Source organism: Catenulispora pinistramenti (assembly GCF_018274385.1).
Lineage (GTDB): Bacteria > Actinomycetota > Actinomycetes > Streptomycetales > Catenulisporaceae > Catenulispora > Catenulispora pinistramenti.
Genome location: NZ_JAAFYZ010000138.1, coordinates 1 through 18,059, shown reverse-complemented (window position 1 = coordinate 18,059; position 18,059 = coordinate 1). Strand labels below are relative to the sequence as shown.

Here is an 18,059-nt window from a genome sequence, read left to right as displayed (position 1 = left end):
TCTACCAGTATCGGTGATCCAGACCGATCAACAGCACAGCTGAACGCGCCTAGCGTAGTGAACCATGACCATGCAGCCCTGGTTCGCCGACGCCAAGCTCGGCATCTTCGTCCACTGGGGGATCTACGCCGTCAACGGCATCCCTGAGTCCTGGTCGTTCTACAACGGCGAGATCAGCTACGAGAACTACATGAAGCAGCTCGACGGCTTCACCGCGAGCGCCTACGACCCGGCCGAATGGGCCCGGCTGTTCAAGGCGGCCGGCGCGCGGTACGCGGTGCTGACGTCCAAGCACCACGACGGCGTCGCGCTGTGGGAGACCGCCGAGAACGATCTCAACGTGGTCAAGCGGACGCCGGCCGGGCGCGACCTGATGGCCCCGTACGCGCAGGCGATGCGGGACGCGGGGCTCAAGGTGGGCGTCTACTTCTCCCACCTGGACTGGTCGCACCCGGACTACCCCTTCCACAGCCGGGAGGAGTACGAAGGCGGCCAGATCGCGGAGGATCCGCAGGCGTGGTCCCGTTTCCTGAAGTTCCACCGCGCGCAGCTGAAGGAGGTCGTCGAGGCCTATGCGCCGGACCTGCTGTGGTTCGACGGCGACTGGGAGCGTCCGGAAGAGCAGTGGCGCATGTCGGAGCTGCGCGAGCAGCTGACGGCGATGAAGGCGGACATGGTCTTCAACTCCCGCCTGCTCGGCCACGGCGACTACGCGACGCCCGAGCAGGGCGCGCCGATCACGCCGCCGGACGGGCCGTGGGAGCTGTGCTACACGATCAACAACTCCTGGGGCTTCCAGCGCAACGACCAGGACCACAAGCCGCTCAGCCTGCTGGTCCGCACCTTTGTCGAGACCATCGCCGGCGGCGGCAACCTACTCCTGGACGTCGGCCCGCGCCCGGACGGCTCGATCCCGGCGGAGCAGACCTCGCGCCTGGAAGCGCTGGGCCGCTGGATCAAGCGCAACGAACCGGCGGTGTTCGACACCACACGCGGCATCCCGGCCGGGCACGTCTACGCCCCGACGACGGTCGCCACCGACCAGCGCACGCTCTACGTGTTCTGCTACGACCCGCCGCGCGACCCGGTGACCATCAAGGGTCTGACAAGTCGGGTCAAGCGGGTGACGGCACTGGCCACCGGGGAGGAGCTGACGCATCGCCGGTACGGGGGCTTCGCCGAGATACCAGGAGTGCTGGCGATCGACGTGCCGAGCGTGGCCGATCCGGTGGTGACGGTGCTGGCGGTCGAGCTGGACGGGGAGATCGAGCTGTATCGCGGGGAGGGGCGGAGCTGAGCTGAGCTACCGGGCGAGGCAGAGGCGGGGCTGCGTTGCGGCCGAGCTGAGATGAGGCGCGGCGTGGCGCGGAGCCGCGCTGCGGCTGAGCAGCACGCAGCGGGCGCAGCGGAGCCGGCGACTATCAGACACTCCATAGCTGGACATTGTTCGCGGCGCTACTGAAGGCAGCCAGAGTCCTGCCGTCTGGGCTGAACGCCATTGGAGCAGAGATGGCAGGGCGAACGAGAGTGGGAGTGTTCTCTCCGGTGGCCACATTCCATTGCGTGGCCTTGCCGTATTTGCTGCCAACGGCCAGGGTCTTGCCATCCGGGCTGAATGCCACAACCGTGACGCCCTGGTGGATGTCACTGCTCAGGCCGGCGGTGAACTGCCCGGTGGCCACATCCCACAGAAAGGCTGAGCCGTTGGCCACGGCCAGGGTGCTGCCGTCCGGGCTGAACGCCACCGAACTGGCCGCCTGACCGGTGCTTCCGATGAGGGTGACGGTCGTCTTTCCGGTGGCCGCGTCCCATAGCTTGACCCCGCTGTCGCCGGCGACGGCCAAGGTCGTCCCGTCCGGGCTGAACGCCACCGAGTTGATGAACGGGTAGTCGACGGGGTGGGCGAGTGTGGCGGTGCCGCGGCCGGTGGCCACATCCCATAGCTGGACCTGGGTGTCGGTGTCACCGGCGGCCAGAGTCTTTCCGTCCGGGCTGAACGCCACCGAAAGGATGTGGGCGCCGCGGTTTGCGACGGTGCAGGTGGCAGCGCTGTGGCCGGTGCTCGTTTCCCACAGCTGCACGACACCGCTTTCGCCGCCGGCGGCCAGGGCCCTGCCATCCGGGCTGAACGCTATCGAATTGAGCCTGCGGGGCGTGTAGCCGGTGAGGGTACTGACACGACGGCCGGTGGCCGCGTCCCACAGCCGAACGTTTCCGTCGTCGTCGCCGGTGGTCGCCACGGTCTTGCCGTCCGGACTGAACGCGACCGACAGGATCTCGGTGTCGCTGCCGAGGGTGGCGAGGAGCATCCCCGTCTTGGGGGCAGCGGCCGGGTTCTTCCGGGTGGTCGAGGGTGTTCCGTCGGACGTGTCCGACGCGAGGACCGCTGCGGGAACGCCGACCAAGACCGCTGCTCCCAGGCCGCCGAGGATGACGGTGCGGCGGCGGATATCCCCTTGAGCGGACCTCAGCGATTTCACAGTTCAGAGGCTAGGCGCCTGCGCTCAGGAACGGTCCTGGAAGGTTCCAGGATCGGTAGCGGCGGCAAGCCCCCACAGGACAAACAGAAACAGCGCGCAGCGGCTCCCCTCCGGATGCCGCTGCACGCTGTGTTCGGTCGTTCGGTCGTTCAGCTACTCAGCTACTCAGCCGCTCAGCCTCATGTGCCGTAGCTGCGCACTCCTGCTCCCGCATAAGCCCCCCGATCCGGAGCGCCAGCCCGGATCGCATTCCCGAAGTAGTCCCGACCGCCGTTGCCCGCGATCGCGATCCCGCTGCCCAGCGCCGGGGACCCGGCGCACAGCCGGTAGCCGTTCGCGTGAGTCCCGACACCCGTCGCCGTCCCGCCGGCCACCAGCAGCGGGTTCGTGGTCAGCGTCCCGGTGCCCGGCGCGGTCGCCGTGTTGAAGAACGTGTTGTCGGCCAGCTTGTAGCTCGTCGTCGCCGACAGCCCGAACGTCGCGTCGCTCGGTGCGCCAGCGTTCACCACCACGTTGTTCGTGAACTGCACGGCGCGCGCCGTGCTGTCGTTGTTCTCCCGCAGCACCTGCATTCCGGCGCCGGGCTTCACGTAGATCGTGTTGTTGTAGACCTGGACCGGGCCGGAGGGGCCGGAGCAGTTCTCGACGCCGCGGTAGGAGTCGTCCTGGCTGATGTTGTAGCGGATCACCGAGTTGCGGACGTAGCCGTCGGCGGTGCCGCAGATCAGCGCGAAGCCGCCGTCGTTGTCGTGGCTGTAGTTGTACTGGTAGACGATGGTGTCGGTGAAGTCGTCGATGTCGTAGGCCATCGAGTCCTGGTGGCCGTGGCCGCCGGAGACGTCGTTGTACTGGAACGTCACGTGGTCGGAGTCCCAGGGCCAGATGCCCGCGTTGTAGCCCTGCGAGGCGACGTTGAAGCCGGCCAGCGTGTTGTGGTCGACCAGGGCGCCGGAGACCTGCTCGACCACGATGCCGTCGCCGCCGGTGCGGGCCAGGTCGTTGCCCCGGATCAGGACGTGGGTGAACGGGTGCTCCTGGAATCCGTTGTACTGGGCCCAGGAGGAGGCCGTGACGACCCCCTCGCGGTTCACGTGAGTCAGGGTGTTGCCGGTGATCCGCACGTCGTCGAACCAGGTCGGGACGGTCGTGCCGTGCACGCTGACGTCGATCCCGTCGCTGCCGTCGGCGTCCTTGGTGTCGTCGCCCAGGATGTCGTGCACGTCCACGCCGGAGATGACGATGTGCGACAGCTTGCCGACGTCCTGCGCGTCCACGTGGATGCCACGGTGCTTGGTACCCGGGTCGGCGGCGTTGGTCACGTCCAGGTGGTGGATCTCGAAGTACTGCTGGTTGTGCAGGGAGACGGTCTCCAGTGCGCCGTTCCCGTCGATCCGCGGCAGGGGCAGCGTGCCGGAGCCGTACGCGTCCACCACGATGTCCGCGCCCGCGACACCCGAGCCCTGCGGCGCGAGCGTGCCGACGCACGTGGAGCCGCGGGCGAACAGGAGGTGCGCGCCGGGGGCGAAGACCGGCTTGTTCGCGTCGGCCAGCGAGTTCCAGGGCTGGGCGGCGGTGCCGTTGCCGTCGTGGGAACGGGAGCAGTCGACGTAGTAGGCGGTGCTGGAGCGGTGGCCGGAGTCGTGGGCATAGGCAGGTGCCGCGGTGCCGAGGGCCAAGCTGGCGGCCGCGGCGGTCCAGACGATGCCGCGGCGGGCGGGGAGGTGTGCCATGCGTTCCTCTCGGATCAGCTTCCGGACATCCGGAAGTCGTATTCGGGCGGGACTGGCTGATCGGGATGCGCGGCGTGCCACAACAGGTCCAGGGAGGCCTCGCCTTCCCGGAGGTTGTCGACCGTGATGCCCTCGTCGAGGAGCAGGCGGACCTGGTCGATGTCGCCGGTCGCCAGGGCGGCCTGCGCGTTGTAGAGGCGGATCCGGCCGTGCGCGCGGTCTGCGGGTGACAGAGTGCTGATGACGTCCAGCGCGTCGGCCGCGCGGTCGGCGGCGAGCAGGGCCTTGAGCGTCTCGATGGTCAGCTCGCGCAGGCCGGGGAGAAGACGGTGCGCGGCCAGGGTCAGGTCGGCGGCCTCGGAGGAAGAGTCCGCGAGGTGGGCCAAGGCGCGCTGGGCCCAGGCGTTGGGTTGCTCGGCGAGCGAGCGGGTCCACGCCTCGCGAGCGCCGGCGCGGTCATCGTCGGCGAGGCGGAGGAGGCCGAGGTGGTAGAGCGCGTGCCAGTCGTCGGCGGACGTTTCGAGGAGCGCGCGCCACTTCGGGCCGGTCACCGGGGACGCCGGGGGGTCGCTGATCGGCAGCCGATTCGTCCGCAAAAGATCGAGCCACGGTCGCTGCTCGACATCGCAGGACCCGAACGGCCGAAGTGCGTCGGCGGCCAGAGAACCAGCTGCCACTTCAAGCGCGCCCCAGCCAGAGCCCCGATGGAGTTGCTCTGCATCCTCAGCAGCGGCCCCGAATCGCTGCGTCTCGATGAGTGCCGCTTCCAGCGCTGCCCGCGGCGCCAACCGCTCCAGCGCACCCGCCACCGCGTCGCGCGCCTCGGCCCACGTCCCGTGTACCGCCGCCGGATCCGCTTCCAGCAGCCCGTACGCCTCGACCCACTCCCACGTGGTCTCGCCGGGCAGCTCCAGATGCTCCAACTGCGTCCGCGCCAGCCCGGCCTGGATCTCGATGTACTCCGAGTCCGGCCCGGACAGCCACTCCTGCCAGCGCTGTCCGCCCGCGGCGACGCCCCACTGGAACAGCTTCCGGCCGATCAGCCGGTCGGTCGAGGTCTGCACCAGACCCGATCCGCTCTTGTCCAGGGCGCTGATCCAGTGGCGTTCGCCGACCGGGATGTCCATGAAGAAGTCCGCCGCCGCCGGGAACCGCGCGGGGTAGCTGTGGTCGCCGTCGGTCCGGTTGCGGTCCCCGAAGTCGACCAGCTTGAGCTGTGCGCTGTAGTCGAAGTGGAACGCCCGCTCGGCCGGGGTCACGACGCGCACGTCAGGGCTCTGCGGTACGGCCATGTTGGACCACCAGTAGACCGGGGTCGGGGTCTGGGCCGGATTGTGCAGCGCGACGTGGATCATCAGCGTCGGCGAGCCCGGCGGCAGCCAGGCGTCGACGGTGGTCAGCACCCGGCGCAGCCGCTCGAACTCGTACATGCGCAGCACCGGTGTGCCGTCCGGCGCGCTCAGGCGCACCGCGTGCAGCGGTTCGCAGGTGAGCGGCCAGTGGCCGGTGGCGCCGAGGTTCCACTCCACGCCGCCGGCCAGCCAGGCGTCGCGCAGCGCGAGGTTCGCCGGTTGCAGGATCGGGTTGCGGTGCAGCAGTTCGCGGCCGGTCGGCTTGTGCACGAGCGACCACAGCCGGCCGCCCTGGCCCGGCAGGAACGTGGCGGTCAGCACCTCGTTCTCCAGCACCAGGGTCGCAAGCTCCCGCGAAGAGCGCTGCCGGGTGTAAGAGTCCTGCATCGTGTACGGCAGCAGCGTGGTGGGCCGGCCGTACTCCAGGTTCCGGGCCATGTCCGGGTAGGGAGCCACGGCCGAGTCGAAGCCGGGCCGGGCGATCCCGTGCAGGATCGGGAGCCGGCCCGGGGCCGGGTCGGCGGCGCCCTCGATGGGCAGGACGTCGCGTCGCAGTTCCGTGCTCACTTGCCAATCCCCACTGTCATACCTTGGATGATGCGGCTGCCGAGCCAGCTGAACAACGCGATCATCGGGGCCAGCACCACGCACACTCCGGCGAACATCGCGCCCCAGTCCAGGCCGTTCAGCTGCGCCTCCTGGACGAAGTCGGACAGCGCCACCGGCAGCGTCACCTTGTCCTGGCTGTGGGTCAGCACGATCGCGAACAGCGTCTCGTTCCAGGCCGAGATGAACTGCAGCAGGAACGCGGTGACCAGGCCGCCGCGCGCCACCGGCAGGATGACGCGGGTGAAGGTGCGCACCGCCCCGGCGCCGTCCAGCACCGCCGCCTCCTCCAGCACCTGCGGGATGCCGGCGAAGAAGCCGGTCAGCAGGTAGACGGTGAAGGGCATCGCCAGACCCAGATACACCAGGATCAGGCCGGGCTGGGAGTCGTCGAGGTTCACCTTGGCCATGCCGATGAACAGCGGCACCACCATGACCTGCCCCGGCACTCCCAGGCCCATGGCGAAGGTCATGCTCATCGCGCCGGAGACCCGGTTGCGGCGGCGGGCCAGCGCGTAGGCGCACGGCGCCGCGACCGCGACGGCCAGCACCGAGGACAGGACGGCGACCAGCACGCTGTTCAGCGCGGCGCGGCCGAAGCCGCCGTCGGAGAACACCTTGCTGTAGTTGGAGAACTTCGGGTGCGTCGGCACGCCGAAGGGGTGGTTCAGGATGTCGGTGCCGCTGCGCAGCGAGGTGAGCAGGATCCAGCCGACCAGTACGATGTCGGCGGCCACCACCACCCACACCACGCCGGTGGCGATCCGCATCGGCAGGCTCCGGGCCTTGCGCCTGGGCGTCATGGGCTCGTCTTCCTTTCCCGGGGCGCCCGGATCAGTACTCGATGGGGTCGCGGCGCAGCAGCCGGCGCAGCACGACGGTGAAGATGATGACCATGAACAGGCTCACCAGCGCGGCGGCCGTGGCCAGGCCCAGCTGCGGGGTCGAGGCGGTCGGGAAGGCCTCGGTGTAGACGTACATGGCGGTGTTCCAGGAGCCGGCCGGCGGCTGGGAGCCGCTGCTGCCGCCGTACATCAGGATCAGCTCGAAGATCTTCACCGAGCTCACCGTCCACAGCACCGCGCAGACCGAGATGACGTCCCAGCACATCGGCAGCGTGACGTGCCGGAAGCGCTGGAAGGCGTTGGCGCCGTCGAGCTCGGCCGCCTCGTAGAGGTATTCGGGGATCTGGTCCACCGCGGCCATCAGGATCGCGCTGTAGTAGCCGGTGGCCGTCCAGATCAGGGTGCCCAGGATCATCGTCGACAGGTGCTGGGTGGCCAGCCACTGCGGCGGATGGCTCCAGCCGAGGGCTTCGAGGATCTTGTCCACCGGACCGGTGGGGGAGAACAGGATGCCCGCGGCGATGCCGAAGACCATCGCGTTCACCAGGCACGGGAAGAACAGGACCGAGCGGGCGAACAGCTTGCGGTTCATCTCGCGCAGGATCAGCATCAGCGCGAAGGCGAACGCGAAGGTGAGCACGCCGCCGACGATGAGGATCTTCAGCGTGTTGGTCAGCGAGTGCCGGAAGGTCGGGTCCTGCCACAGGGTCTGGTAGTTCTTCAGACCCTTCCACTTCTTCGGGCCGATGCCGTCCCACTTGTAGAGGCTGGTCCAGGCCGCGTAGCCGACCGGGACCAGGAACAGCACGAAGTAGACCAGGACGGCCGGGGCGGTGAAGGCCCAGAACATGCGGCGCCGCGAGCGTTCCAGCGGCGCGGCGCCGACCGGCGGACGCGGGGCGGACCCGCCCCGGGAGCGGCGCGCCCGGGACGAGTCCTGAATGGTTGCGGTGCTCATGCCTTAGCTCTGGCTCTTCCAGAACGAGACCTGCGCGCTCTTCATCTTCGAGATGAACGTCGCGGCGTCGATCTGGCCGTGCCAGAAGTCCAGGTAGTTCTGGTTCCAGACCTTGGTGGTCCAGTCACCGGCCACGCCGTCGAAGGTGAGGCGCAGCTTGGGCGCGTCCAGGGTCTTCTGCACGGTGGCCAGCTCCGGCGGCGCCGGGATGTCGGTGCGCGGGGTGATGTTGTCGGCCTGGGTGGAGATCCCCGACAGCGTCTTCTTCTGCAGGAAGTAGGCCATGAACTGCTCGGCCTGGCTGACGTGCTTCGCGTTCTTGGTCAGCGCGAAGCCGAAGATCATCGAGTCCGGCTGGGTGGCGCCCGGCGGGAGCATGAAGCCGTACTTCCAGGTCGACGGGATCTGCTTGGCGACCTCGGCGGTGACCCAGTTGCCGTTCATCAGGAAGCCGGCCTTGCCGCCGGCCCAGTTGGTCTGCTGCGCCGGGTACTTCGTCTGGGTGTAGGTCGGGATGATGTAGCCGCCCTTGACCAACTGCTCGACCTGCTGCGCGGCCTTGAGTACGGCCGGGTTGTCCCAGGCGGCCCCGGTCTTGTCGCCGGCGAGGTCGTTGAAGTTCACGCCCGCGGCGTTGAGCAGGTAGTCGAACCACAGACCGTTGGTCCAGGAGTCCTCGCCCTCGGAAGCCAGACAGGGCTCGTTCTTCGCCTTCAGCGCCTGGCAGACGTTGATGAAGTCGTCCCAGGTGGCCGGCTGCGAGGCCATCGCGGCCGAGACGCCGGGGTCGGCGGTGTTGTAGAAGATGCCCGCGGTGCTGGCCTCGTACGGCACGATCCAGTGCTGGCCGCCGCTGGGGTCCTTGGGCAGCGAGTCCCAGTACTTCGACGGGATGGCGTCGGAGACCTTCTCGTTGTCGTTCGGGATGGTCATGTCCAGGACCGCCGAGAGGTCCTTGGCGTTGCCGTTCTGCGCCGCGGCGCCGTAGACGACGTCCTCGCCCTCGTCCCACATGTCCGGCGCCTTGCCCGCGGCCATCGCCGGGCCGATCTTCTTGGCCACGTCCCGGCCGGTCCACTGGACGTCGACCTTGATGCCGGTGTCCGCGGTGAACTGGGTGATCGCCGCCTGGATCACCTTGGCCTGCGGCTCGTCCTGACGCCACATCGACCAGTAGGTGAAGCTGCCGCCGGACTTGCCGGAGCTGCCGGCCGCCGATGAGCTCTTGCTGCTGGAACACGCGCTGACGCCGACCGCGAGGACGGCGGCGGTGGCTATCGCGAGAAGCCGGGGGCCCCGGCTGGTCTTGCTGCCCATATTCGTTTCCTCCGAAGGCTGTTTCGCCAAAGAGCCGGAACAGATGACGATCACTCGGGGTGCTGGGAGGAGACAGTAGGACGCCGGTCAGGTGAACTACAAGCATTCTTTGCAAGATTTCTTTCGCCGATGCGATATTGAGATCTCTGCGAACACAGGCTCGCATTAAGTTGCAAAACTTGCAAGAAACACGGGCATGGGCCATCCGCGACGCTGTGAGCTGCGGTGAAGCCGGGTGTTGTGAGGAAGGGGGCTGTTACAGCTGCCGGATGCTGTAGTCGTAGCTGCACGGCAGCGGGTGCTCTTCGCGCAGCCGCTGTGACACGACCGGACCGAGCCCGCCGGCCTGCCGGGAGTGGAACTCCCACCACATGTCCGACAGCGGGTCCTCGCCCTCGCGGATGTCCTCCACGACCAGTCCGGTCTCCAGGATCCGCCGGGCCCGCACCAGATCGCCGGTGTCCAGCGCGGCGCGGCACTCCAGCATCAGGATCCGGCCGGCGAAGCGGTCGGGTTCCTTGAGCCGGTCGACAATGTCCAGGGCCGCCTGTGGCCGCTCGGCGGCGATCAGCGCGCGCAGGGCCTCGATGGTGAGCGGCCGCAGCCGTGGCGAGAGCTGCCAGGCCCGCAGGTAGCGGTCCGCGGCCTCGCCCGGCCGGCCTTCGGACTCATCGAGGATCGCCAGATTCCGGTGCGCCCACGCGGTCTCGGCCTGAGCCATCGACCGCTCCCAGGCCTCGCGGGCCCCGACCGGGTCGCCGCCGTGGTAGCGGTTCACGCCCAGGTGCAGCCAGGTGAACCAGGTCGCGTGCGCGGGATCGGCCGTCGCCTTCTCCAGCAGCGCGGTCCAGACCGGGCCGACCGCGTAGGACGAGGGCGGCAGCGCCGGGGCCGGTGTCGGCATCTGGCCCTTGCGGACCAGCGAGAGCCAGGACTGCTGGTCGCGGCCGATCGTGGCGTCCGGGAACGGCGTGCCGGGCAGGTTCAGCGCGCGGTTGCGGCCCAGCGCGCGGCGTTCCAGGGCGCCCCAGCCGGTACCGGCGTGCAGGACCTCCTCCGGCGGCTTCTCGGCCAGCGCGGTCATCGTCGCCAGCTCTTCCTCCAGGCGCCGCGCCGGGATCAGCTCGGCGAGCGCGGAGGCCCCGGCCGCGGTGGCGTCCGGCCATTTCGCACCGTGCACGTTTGCGGGATCGGTCTGGAGCAGGCCGTACGCCTCGACCCAGGACCAGCTCTGCCGCCCGGGCAGCCGCAGGTGTTCCAGCTGGGTGCGGGCCAGACCGGCCTGGATCTCGAAGTACTCCTGACGCGGGCCGGACAGCCAGTCCTGCCAGTTCCGGCCGCCGGAGCCGGTGCCCCAGTGGAAGAGCTTGCGGCCGCGCATCCGGTCGGTCGAGGTCTGGAACAGGCCCGCTCCGGCGGCGTCCACGGCGGCGATCCAGCGGCGCTCGCCGTCCGGGATCTCGGCGAAGTAGTCGGCGCCGTAGTCGATGCGGCCGGGGTAGGAGCAATCAGCGGTGTCGGAGGCGCGCCAGCGAGGGAACGGGATGTGGCGCATCTTGCCGGTGTAGGAGAAGTGGTACGCCGAGGTCGCGGGCATCAGCGCGCGGGTATCAGGGGTCTGTGGTACCGCCGCGCTGCTCCACCAGTAGACCGGCGCGTCCTGCGGGAACGGGTTGTGGATCCGGACGTGGACGAACAGGGCCGGGGAGCCGTCGGGCAGGTAGCAGTCCAGCTGGTAGACCAGGCGGCGCTGGCGTTCGTACTCGTACATCCGCAGCACCGGGGTGCCGTCGTCGCGCGTGAGGCGCACGGCGTGCATCGGGGAACAGCTCAGGGCGGTGTGGCCGAAGGTGCCCAGGTTCCATTCGACGCCGCCGGCGAACCAGGCGTTGCGCAGGGCCAGGTTGGCGAGCTGGAGCTTCGGCGGGAAGTGCAGCAGCTCGCGGCCGGTGGCCTGGTGGCGCAGGGACATCAGGCGGCCGCCGTAGCCGAGCAGGAACTCGGCGCGCAGGACGTCGTTCTCCAGGACCGCGGTGGTCAGCTCGCGGTCCGGGGCCTCGCGGGTGTAGCCGTCCTGGAAGGTGTACGGGAGCAGGGATTCGACGTGGCCGTAGCCGAGGTTCGCGACCATCTCGGCGTCGGCCTCGGAGACGTCCAGATCCCCGCGCGGGTCCGCGAGCTTGCGCAGCGGCGGGAGCGGGTTCTCCGGGCCGAGGGCGGCCACCGGCAGGAGTGCGGTGGCCAGACGGCAAGTGCTCAACCGACGGCCCCCTAGGGTTTGACTGCTGTCTTGGCGACAGTGCGGCGATGCTGACACCTTGCAGGATCGCTTCAGTGTGCCAGAAAATCTTGCAAACAAGGTCACGATCCCATCATGGGATGAGTGAAACGCGAGTGGAAGGTCCGACGTGAACCGCTACGAGCGCTGGAGCGTCCTGCTGGAGATGCTGGCCGAGTCCGGCAAACTGGAGATCGAGGAGACCGCGGAGAAGATGGGGGTCTCGGCGGCCACTGTGCGCCGGGACTTCGACGAGCTCGCCGCGCAGCAGCTGCTGTCCCGCACCCGCGGCGGGGCCACGGCGCACAGCGTCTCCTACGACCTGCCGCTGCGCTTCAAGGTCGCCCGGCACGCCCCGGAGAAGCAGCGCATCGCCTCGGTGGCGGCCGGCATGGTCGCGGTCGGCTCGACGGTCGGCATCAACGGCGGCACCACCGCCACCGAGGTGGCGCGCGCCCTGGCCACCCGCGCGGACCTGGCCGGCGAGCAGCGCGGCCCGGCGGTGACAGTGGTCACCAACGCGCTGAACATCGCGCAGGAACTGGTGGTGCGGCCGTATCTGCACGTGGTCGCGACCGGCGGCGTCGGCTCCCCGAAGTCCTACGAGCTGGTCGGCCCGGTCGCCGCGGCGATGCTGGAGCGGGTGGCGCTGGACCTGGCGATCCTCGGCGTGGACGCGCTGGACGCCGAGCACGGCGCCAGCGCGCACAACGAGGCCGAGGCGACGGTGAACCAGACCCTGGCCTCCCGGGCCCGGCACGTGGTGGTGGTCGCGGACTCCTCGAAGCTGGGGCGGCGGGCGTTCGCGCGGATCTGCCCGATCTCGGAGGTGACGACCTTGGTGACCGACGGGGACGCGCCGGAGGAGATGGTGGCCCGGTTCACCGAGCTGGGGGTGCGGGTGGTGCGGGCTTAGGGCGTGCCACCGAGCTGGGCACCGGCTCATCTGAGCACCCCTTAGGGGGAACCGAAGCTAGATCGGCCGCATCCAAGGCCCCATGGAACTCAACCTGAGCATCACCCGCCGGACCGCGGTGACGGTCACCGGGTATCAGGCCTCGGAGAAGAGAACATGACCGTGACGCTGCGCGATACCAAGTCCGCCGGGGCCGCGGCTGCCGTCGGGGGGTCCACGGTGAACCCGGTGCCGATCCAGGTGGGCGGCACGGGTGTGACGGTTCAGGTGACCGCGGTGTTCAGCTTCGGGTGAGCGGCGGTTCAGTCGTTCAGCCGAGTGCGGGGGCTCGGCCTCACCTCCGCCTCACTTCCGCTCGGCCAGCACCCGCAGCAACCCGACCAGCGAGGACGACGTCGCGATCTGCCCGGCGTCGATCAGCCCGAGTACTTCGTCCAGCGGTACCCAAGCCACCTTCTCCGCCTCGTTCTCCTCGGTCGGCTCCCCGATGTACTCCGCCCCGTGCGCGCGGAACAGCCGGTACTGCGTCCGCAGCATCCCGCCGACCGGGTGAAAGCCGAGCAGCGGTGTGACTTCGCCCACCCGCCAGCCGGTCTCCTCCTCGACCTCGCGGCGCGCGGTGTCGGCGGGGTCCTCACCCTCCTCGATCAGGCCGGAGGGGATCTCCCACACCCACTTGTCGATCGCGAAGCGGTGCCGCCAGATCAGCAGCACCTCCTCGCCTCCGGCGGCGGTCCTGGTGACCACGCAGCTGGCGGCCTCGCGGGTGCGCACGATGTGGTGCTCGAAGCGGGTTCCGTCCCCGAGTTCGACGTCGGCCATTAGGACGTCCACCCACGGGTTCTCATACACCGGCCACTCGCGGTGCACGGTCCACTGGCTTCGGCTGCGGGGTGTGGGCGTGGACGCGGGCATGGACGCGGGCGTGCTCTCCCCGGCCGTCTGGTGAGACGGCCCCGACTCAGGCTCTGACATGCGGCCGAGCGTAGTGGACCCGGGGGGCGACACGGCTCGCGCAAACCCGATTTCGCACCGGGCCCAAGACCGTGTAACTTATTCCCTGCTCGCCCCTTTAGCTCAGTCGGCAGAGCGTCTCCATGGTAAGGAGAAGGTCTACGGTTCGATTCCGTAAAGGGGCTCAGATCACACCGGGGGTCCGGTGGACACGAAAGGGTTAAAGCCCGTGTCCACCGGACCACTCCGATCGTTGATCGAGTGGCGGTGTAGCTCAGCCTGGTAGAGCAAGCGGCTCATAATCGCTGTGTCGCCGGTTCAAGTCCGGCCACCGCTACGCATCTGTGTTTGTGTAAGACGTGGCGCAACACCCCTAGCCCTGCAAGGTATCCTTGCAGGGTTGTCCATCGTGAGGGCCGACCTGGGAAGGTCCGGAGCCCTCGAAGAAAGAAAGAGGCACCCCAGTGGCTGCTGTCGACGTCCGCCCGAAGATCACCCTGGCCTGCACCGAGTGCAAGCGGCGTAACTACATCACCAAGAAGAACCGCCGCAACGACCCGGACCGCCTGGAGCTGAAGAAGCACTGCCGCTGGTGCAACAAGCACACCCCGCACCGCGAGACCCGCTAGTCCGGCGGCCCGCACTGCCGGGCCACGCCTCGCGGCCTGTAGCTTTGGACCGCCCCGCCGACTCCCTCTCCGGAGCTGGCGCGGGCGGTTTCTTCGTATCCGATGCTCCGCATCCAAGCTCGGTATCCGCTTCGTATCCAAGGAGGCACAGGGACGATGGCGCTGGACCCCGGTTTCGCCGGCCGCACCTATCCGCCCACCGCGGTGTATGAGGTCGGCCGGGAGAAGATCCGCGAGTTCGCCGACGCGATCGGCGACCCGAACCCGGTCTACCGCGACCCGGCGGTGGCGCAGGACCTCGGGCACCGCGACGTCCTGGCCCCGCCGACGTTCCCGATCGCCATCACCTGGCCGGCCGCCCTGGTCATCATCGACGACCCGGAGCTGGGCCTGGACTTCAGCCGGGTGCTGCACGCCGAGCAGCGCTTCGTCTACGCCCGGCCGATCTACGCCGACGACCAGCTGACCGCGACGGTGGTCATCGAGGACGTCAGCGAGCGCATGGGCCAGGGCTTCCTGAGCACCCGCACCGACCTGGTCACCGTGGACGGCGAGCACGTGGTGTCGGGCTACTCCAAGCTGGTCGTCGTCGGGGCCGGCCAGGAGGCGCAGTCATGATCAAGTTCGCCGACGTCGCCAAGGGCGACGTGCTGCCCGCCCAGACCTTCCCGATCCGGCGCGTGGACCTGGTCAAGTACGCCGGCGCCTCCGGCGACTTCAACCCGATCCACTGGAACGAGCGCTTCGCCCAGTCCGTGGGGCTGCCGGACGTGATCGCGCACGGCATGTTCACCATGGCCGAGGCGATCCGCGTGGTCACCGACTGGTGCGGCGACCCGGGGATGATCGTGGAGTACCAGGTGCGGTTCACCAAGCCGGTCGTGGTGCCGGACGGGGTGGCCGAGGACTCCGGCGCCCGGCTGACCGTCACCGGCAAGGTCAGCGCGGTGAACGAGGACGGCACGGTACGCGTCGACCTGACCGCGATGAGCGGTCCGGAGGGCGCCGAGAAGGTGCTCGGCCTGGCGCGGGCCGTCGTCCGGCTGCCCTGACCTGCCCGGTACCGGCCCGGTCCGAACAGTTCGGACCCCGTGATGATCGTTCGGAGACTGAGATGACACGCCCGCCGGGCCCGGCACCCGGTAGCGTGTCCTCCATGCTCGAACAGGCCTCGGCACCCCTCGCGCCCCTGACCACCCTGCGTGTGGGCGGACCGGCGCGGCGCATGGTGACCGCGACCACGGAGCAGGAGATCGTCGACACCGTCAAGGACTGCGACGGTCGCGGCGAACCGCTGCTCATCCTGGCCGGCGGCTCCAACCTGGTGATCGGCGACGAGGGCTTCGACGGCACCGTCCTGAAGATCGCCAGCACCGGCGTCACGAAGCAGAAGACCTGCTCGGGCCTGCGCCTCGGAGTGGCCGCGGGCCACGACTGGGACGCCTTCGTCGCCGAAGCGGTGGACCTGGGCGCGGTCGGCGTCGAGGCGCTGTCCGGCATCCCCGGCTCGGCCGGCGCGACCCCGGTCCAGAACGTCAGTGCCTACGGCCAGGAAGTCGGCCACAGCATCGCGTGGATCCGCGCCCTGGACCGCGAGACCGGCGAGATCCGCGGCATGCAGTCCCGCTGTCTGGACTTCAGCTACCGCGACTCGATCTTCAAGCAGAACCCGGGCAAGTACGTGGTCCTCACCGTCTGGTTCGGCTTCGACCCACCCGCGCCCTCCGAAGCAGACCGTCTGTCGGCCCCCATCCGCTACCCGGAACTGGCGCGGGCCCTCGGCGTCGCAGAAGGCGAACGCGCACCACTGACCCAGGTCCGCGAGACCGTGCTGAAGGTGCGCGCGTCGAAGGGCATGGTCCTCAACGCGGACGACCACGACACCTGGTCCGCGGGCTCATTCTTCATCAACCCGGTCCTGGACACGGCGGCCTTCGAAGCACTCGCCGCCCGCGCCACGGCCGAACCCCCGCGCTTCCCGGCCCCGGACAACCACGTGAAAACCTCGGCCGCCTGGCTGATCGAGCAGGCCGGCTACCCGAAGGGCTACGGCGCGGGCCCCGCCACCTTGTCGACGAAGCACACCCTGGCCCTGACGAACCGCGGCGACGCGATCGCGGCCGACGTCCTGGGCCTGGCACGGGAGATCCGCGACGGGGTGCGGGACCGGTTCGGGGTGGAGCTGGTGCCCGAGCCGGTTCTCGTGGGCGCCGCTCTGTAGCTTGATTAGTAGGGGCGAATCGCAAGTAAGCGATCGATCACTGCATATCGGGTGTTATCGGGCATAGTCGAACAACCCACGCCGCGCACACAAGTCGGCGGGTGAGTGGGCCGTACCCCACTCACCCGCCGAGTCTGTGTTGTTTCTCCTTAGGCGATCGTCACGACGTGGGGGAAGTCAGGTCGTAGACGGTCACGTTGTCGATGGTCTGCGCCTTGTAGTGGGTTTCGATCCAGGTGGTGATGGCGCTGCCTTCGTCGGCGCCGCCGTTGGCGCGCATGCCGATGCCGCCTCCGATGAAGTAGTGGATCTTGTGGTCGGCGACGTCCTTTTGGAACTGGGCCAGGGTGGGGGAGGGGTCGGAGCCGTTGAAGCCGCCGATGGCCATGACGGCGTCGCCGGTGCCCAGTTGGTAGCCGGAGGCGTTCTGGGCGCCGATGGCCGCCGCGACCCAGGTGTAGCTGGACGCGTCCTGCTTCAGCAGGGCCAGGATCTGGGCGCCGGGCTTGCTGCCGTCGAGGAAGTTGTTCATGCCGCCGCCTCGGGTGAACGGGCTGGTCGTGTCGCCCTGGGTGCCGGTGCCGCCGGTTCCGCCGGTGCCGCCGGTTCCGCCGCCGAACCCGCCACGGCCGCCGAAGCCGCCTTGGCCGGTCTGGCCGCCGCCCTGGCCGGTCGTGCCGCCTTGGCCGGTCTGGCCGCCGCCGAAGAAGCCCTGGCCGCCGTTCGGCATCGTGAAGTGCCGACCGCCCTTGCCGCCGCCGCCGAACCCGCCGCCGGGGCCGCCGAAGCCCGCGCCGGCCGGACCGGCCGACGGGATCGAGCCGCTGTGTCCCTGGCTGGTCGTGGCCACGGCATACGCCGCCGGCCCGAGCAGTGCCGAGCCCACGCCGATCGCCACGGCGGCGATCCGCAGAGCCCTGTTACGCGAGCCGGCACGATCCGCGGCCTGGGCCTCCGCGTTGACCGCAGTGCCGGCACCGGCACCAGCACCAGCAGGAGCGCCAGCGACCGCAGCCGCATCAGTACCCTGCTCAGCCCCGGCCGGCACCCAACCCGGCTGCTCAATCGCAGCCGCGCCCGCGGCACCGGCACCGGCACCAACACCCGCCGCATCGCCAGCCGCAGCACCAGCACCAGCACCAGCCTCAGCACCGGCACCAGTCCGAAGCCACCCGGGCCCGGCCAACAACAGCACCGTCCCGACAACTCCGGCGATCGCGACCAGATACCGCACCCACGAGTACCAATCAGGCGTCTGCCCCAGCAGGTGGAACGACCACCAAGCAGTGACACCGACCGCGCCCGCGAGCCCGATCCGCGCCAGCGGCTCCTTCCGCCGGGCCCACACCAACCCGCCGCCGATGCCGATGGTCACCGCGATGAGCGGAGCCAGCGCGATCGTGTAGTACGGGTGGAAGATGCCCTGCATGTAGCTGAAGACCGCGGCCGTGCTCAGCAGCGAAAGCCCCCAGGCCAGCAGCGCGGAGCGCGCGTGGTCGGCGCGCCGGGCCCGGCCGGCGGCCCACAGCCCGAAGACGAACAACACCAGCGCGGCCGGGATCAGCCAGCTGATCTGGCTGCCGAGCTCGGAGTCGAACATCCGCCCGACGCCGGTGCCCGAGCTGAAGCCGCCGAAGCCGCCGCCGCCCCGTCGGCCGCCGAAGCCCTCGGTGCCGCCGGGGAAGGCCAGGCCGCCGGGAGCGGTCGCGCCGGTACCGGTGCCCGTGGCACCCGCCGCACCGGTCAGGCCGGTCCCGCCGGTCAGCCCGGCGC

At 69.5% G+C, this 18,059-nt stretch carries 16 protein-coding genes and 2 tRNA genes; 9 read left to right on the top strand and 9 right to left on the bottom strand.

Annotated features, from left to right (window positions below; all coding sequences use genetic code 11):
* Positions 1-64: 64 nt before the first annotated feature.
* A complete protein-coding gene (locus KGQ19_RS31555; protein WP_230419746.1) occupies positions 65-1,297 on the top strand; it encodes an alpha-L-fucosidase in 1,233 nt (410 codons plus the stop codon).
* A gap of 124 nt (positions 1,298-1,421) precedes the next feature.
* Here KGQ19_RS31555 and KGQ19_RS31550 read toward each other — a convergent pair whose 3' ends face one another.
* The 7 genes from KGQ19_RS31550 to KGQ19_RS31520 form a co-directional block, all read right to left on the bottom strand.
* Entirely contained in the window at positions 1,422-2,480 is a 1,059-nt protein-coding gene (locus tag KGQ19_RS31550; protein ID WP_212015925.1) for a WD40 repeat domain-containing protein, read from the bottom strand.
* A 179-nt stretch (positions 2,481-2,659) separates the two neighbouring features.
* Positions 2,660-4,210 carry a right-handed parallel beta-helix repeat-containing protein gene (locus KGQ19_RS31545; RefSeq protein WP_212015923.1) on the bottom strand — a complete coding sequence of 517 codons (1,551 nt, stop codon included), beginning with the start codon at positions 4,208-4,210 and terminating at the stop codon, positions 2,660-2,662.
* A 14-nt stretch (positions 4,211-4,224) separates the two neighbouring features.
* Positions 4,225-6,129 (bottom strand): DUF5107 domain-containing protein, encoded by a 1,905-nt coding sequence (locus KGQ19_RS31540; RefSeq protein ID WP_212015921.1) that lies wholly within the window; start codon positions 6,127-6,129, stop codon positions 4,225-4,227.
* Positions 6,126-6,971: a carbohydrate ABC transporter permease gene (locus KGQ19_RS31535; protein ID WP_230419745.1), complete on the bottom strand. Its 846-nt coding sequence runs from the start codon at positions 6,969-6,971 to the stop codon at positions 6,126-6,128. The genes KGQ19_RS31540 and KGQ19_RS31535 overlap by 4 nt, the downstream gene beginning before the upstream one ends.
* A 31-nt stretch (positions 6,972-7,002) precedes the next feature.
* Positions 7,003-7,971, bottom strand: a complete 969-nt coding sequence (locus tag KGQ19_RS31530; protein ID WP_212015919.1) for a carbohydrate ABC transporter permease — start codon at positions 7,969-7,971, stop codon at positions 7,003-7,005.
* Between the two features lie 3 nt (positions 7,972-7,974).
* Complete coding sequence (locus tag KGQ19_RS31525; protein WP_212015918.1) at positions 7,975-9,288, bottom strand: ABC transporter substrate-binding protein; 1,314 nt, start codon at positions 9,286-9,288, stop codon at positions 7,975-7,977.
* A 256-nt stretch (positions 9,289-9,544) separates the two neighbouring features.
* A complete protein-coding gene (locus tag KGQ19_RS31520; protein ID WP_212015916.1) occupies positions 9,545-11,548 on the bottom strand; it encodes a DUF5107 domain-containing protein in 2,004 nt (667 codons plus the stop codon).
* Positions 11,549-11,696: 148 nt separating this feature from the next.
* On the opposite strand from KGQ19_RS31520, the gene KGQ19_RS31515 reads away from it, so the two are divergent.
* The gene (locus KGQ19_RS31515) at positions 11,697-12,482 is read left to right on the top strand and encodes a DeoR/GlpR family DNA-binding transcription regulator (protein ID WP_212015914.1); all 786 of its coding nucleotides are present in this window, start codon (positions 11,697-11,699) and stop codon (positions 12,480-12,482) included.
* Between the two features lie 156 nt (positions 12,483-12,638).
* On the top strand, positions 12,639-12,776 hold the full coding sequence (locus KGQ19_RS31510) for a hypothetical protein (protein ID WP_212015912.1): 138 nt from the start codon (positions 12,639-12,641) through the stop codon (positions 12,774-12,776).
* Positions 12,777-12,827: 51 nt separating this feature from the next.
* Here the strand turns inward: KGQ19_RS31510 and KGQ19_RS31505 are convergent, their stop codons facing one another.
* A complete protein-coding gene (locus KGQ19_RS31505; protein WP_212015910.1) occupies positions 12,828-13,457 on the bottom strand; it encodes an NUDIX hydrolase in 630 nt (209 codons plus the stop codon).
* 91 nt (positions 13,458-13,548) lie between these two features.
* On the opposite strand from KGQ19_RS31505, the gene KGQ19_RS31500 reads away from it, so the two are divergent.
* The 6 genes from KGQ19_RS31500 to KGQ19_RS31475 all read left to right on the top strand — a co-directional run bounded on the left by KGQ19_RS31500 (position 13,549) and on the right by KGQ19_RS31475 (position 16,286).
* Positions 13,549-13,621: transfer RNA gene (locus KGQ19_RS31500), tRNA-Thr, on the top strand.
* Positions 13,622-13,699: 78 nt separating this feature from the next.
* Positions 13,700-13,773: transfer RNA gene (locus KGQ19_RS31495), tRNA-Met, on the top strand.
* A gap of 127 nt (positions 13,774-13,900) precedes the next feature.
* A complete protein-coding gene (rpmG, locus tag KGQ19_RS31490; protein ID WP_194892873.1) occupies positions 13,901-14,065 on the top strand; it encodes a 50S ribosomal protein L33 in 165 nt (54 codons plus the stop codon).
* Positions 14,066-14,221: 156 nt separating this feature from the next.
* Positions 14,222-14,683 (top strand): MaoC family dehydratase N-terminal domain-containing protein, encoded by a 462-nt coding sequence (locus KGQ19_RS31485; RefSeq protein WP_212015908.1) that lies wholly within the window; start codon positions 14,222-14,224, stop codon positions 14,681-14,683.
* On the top strand, positions 14,680-15,117 hold the full coding sequence (locus KGQ19_RS31480) for a MaoC family dehydratase (RefSeq protein WP_212015906.1): 438 nt from the start codon (positions 14,680-14,682) through the stop codon (positions 15,115-15,117). The genes KGQ19_RS31485 and KGQ19_RS31480 overlap by 4 nt, the downstream gene beginning before the upstream one ends.
* Before the next feature lie 104 nt (positions 15,118-15,221).
* Positions 15,222-16,286: a UDP-N-acetylmuramate dehydrogenase gene (locus KGQ19_RS31475; protein WP_212015904.1), complete on the top strand. Its 1,065-nt coding sequence runs from the start codon at positions 15,222-15,224 to the stop codon at positions 16,284-16,286.
* Between the two features lie 160 nt (positions 16,287-16,446).
* Here the strand turns inward: KGQ19_RS31475 and KGQ19_RS31470 are convergent.
* Positions 16,447-18,059: mannosyltransferase YkcB-related protein (locus KGQ19_RS31470; protein ID WP_498038950.1), on the bottom strand; the 1,613-nt coding region annotated here is incomplete at its 5' end.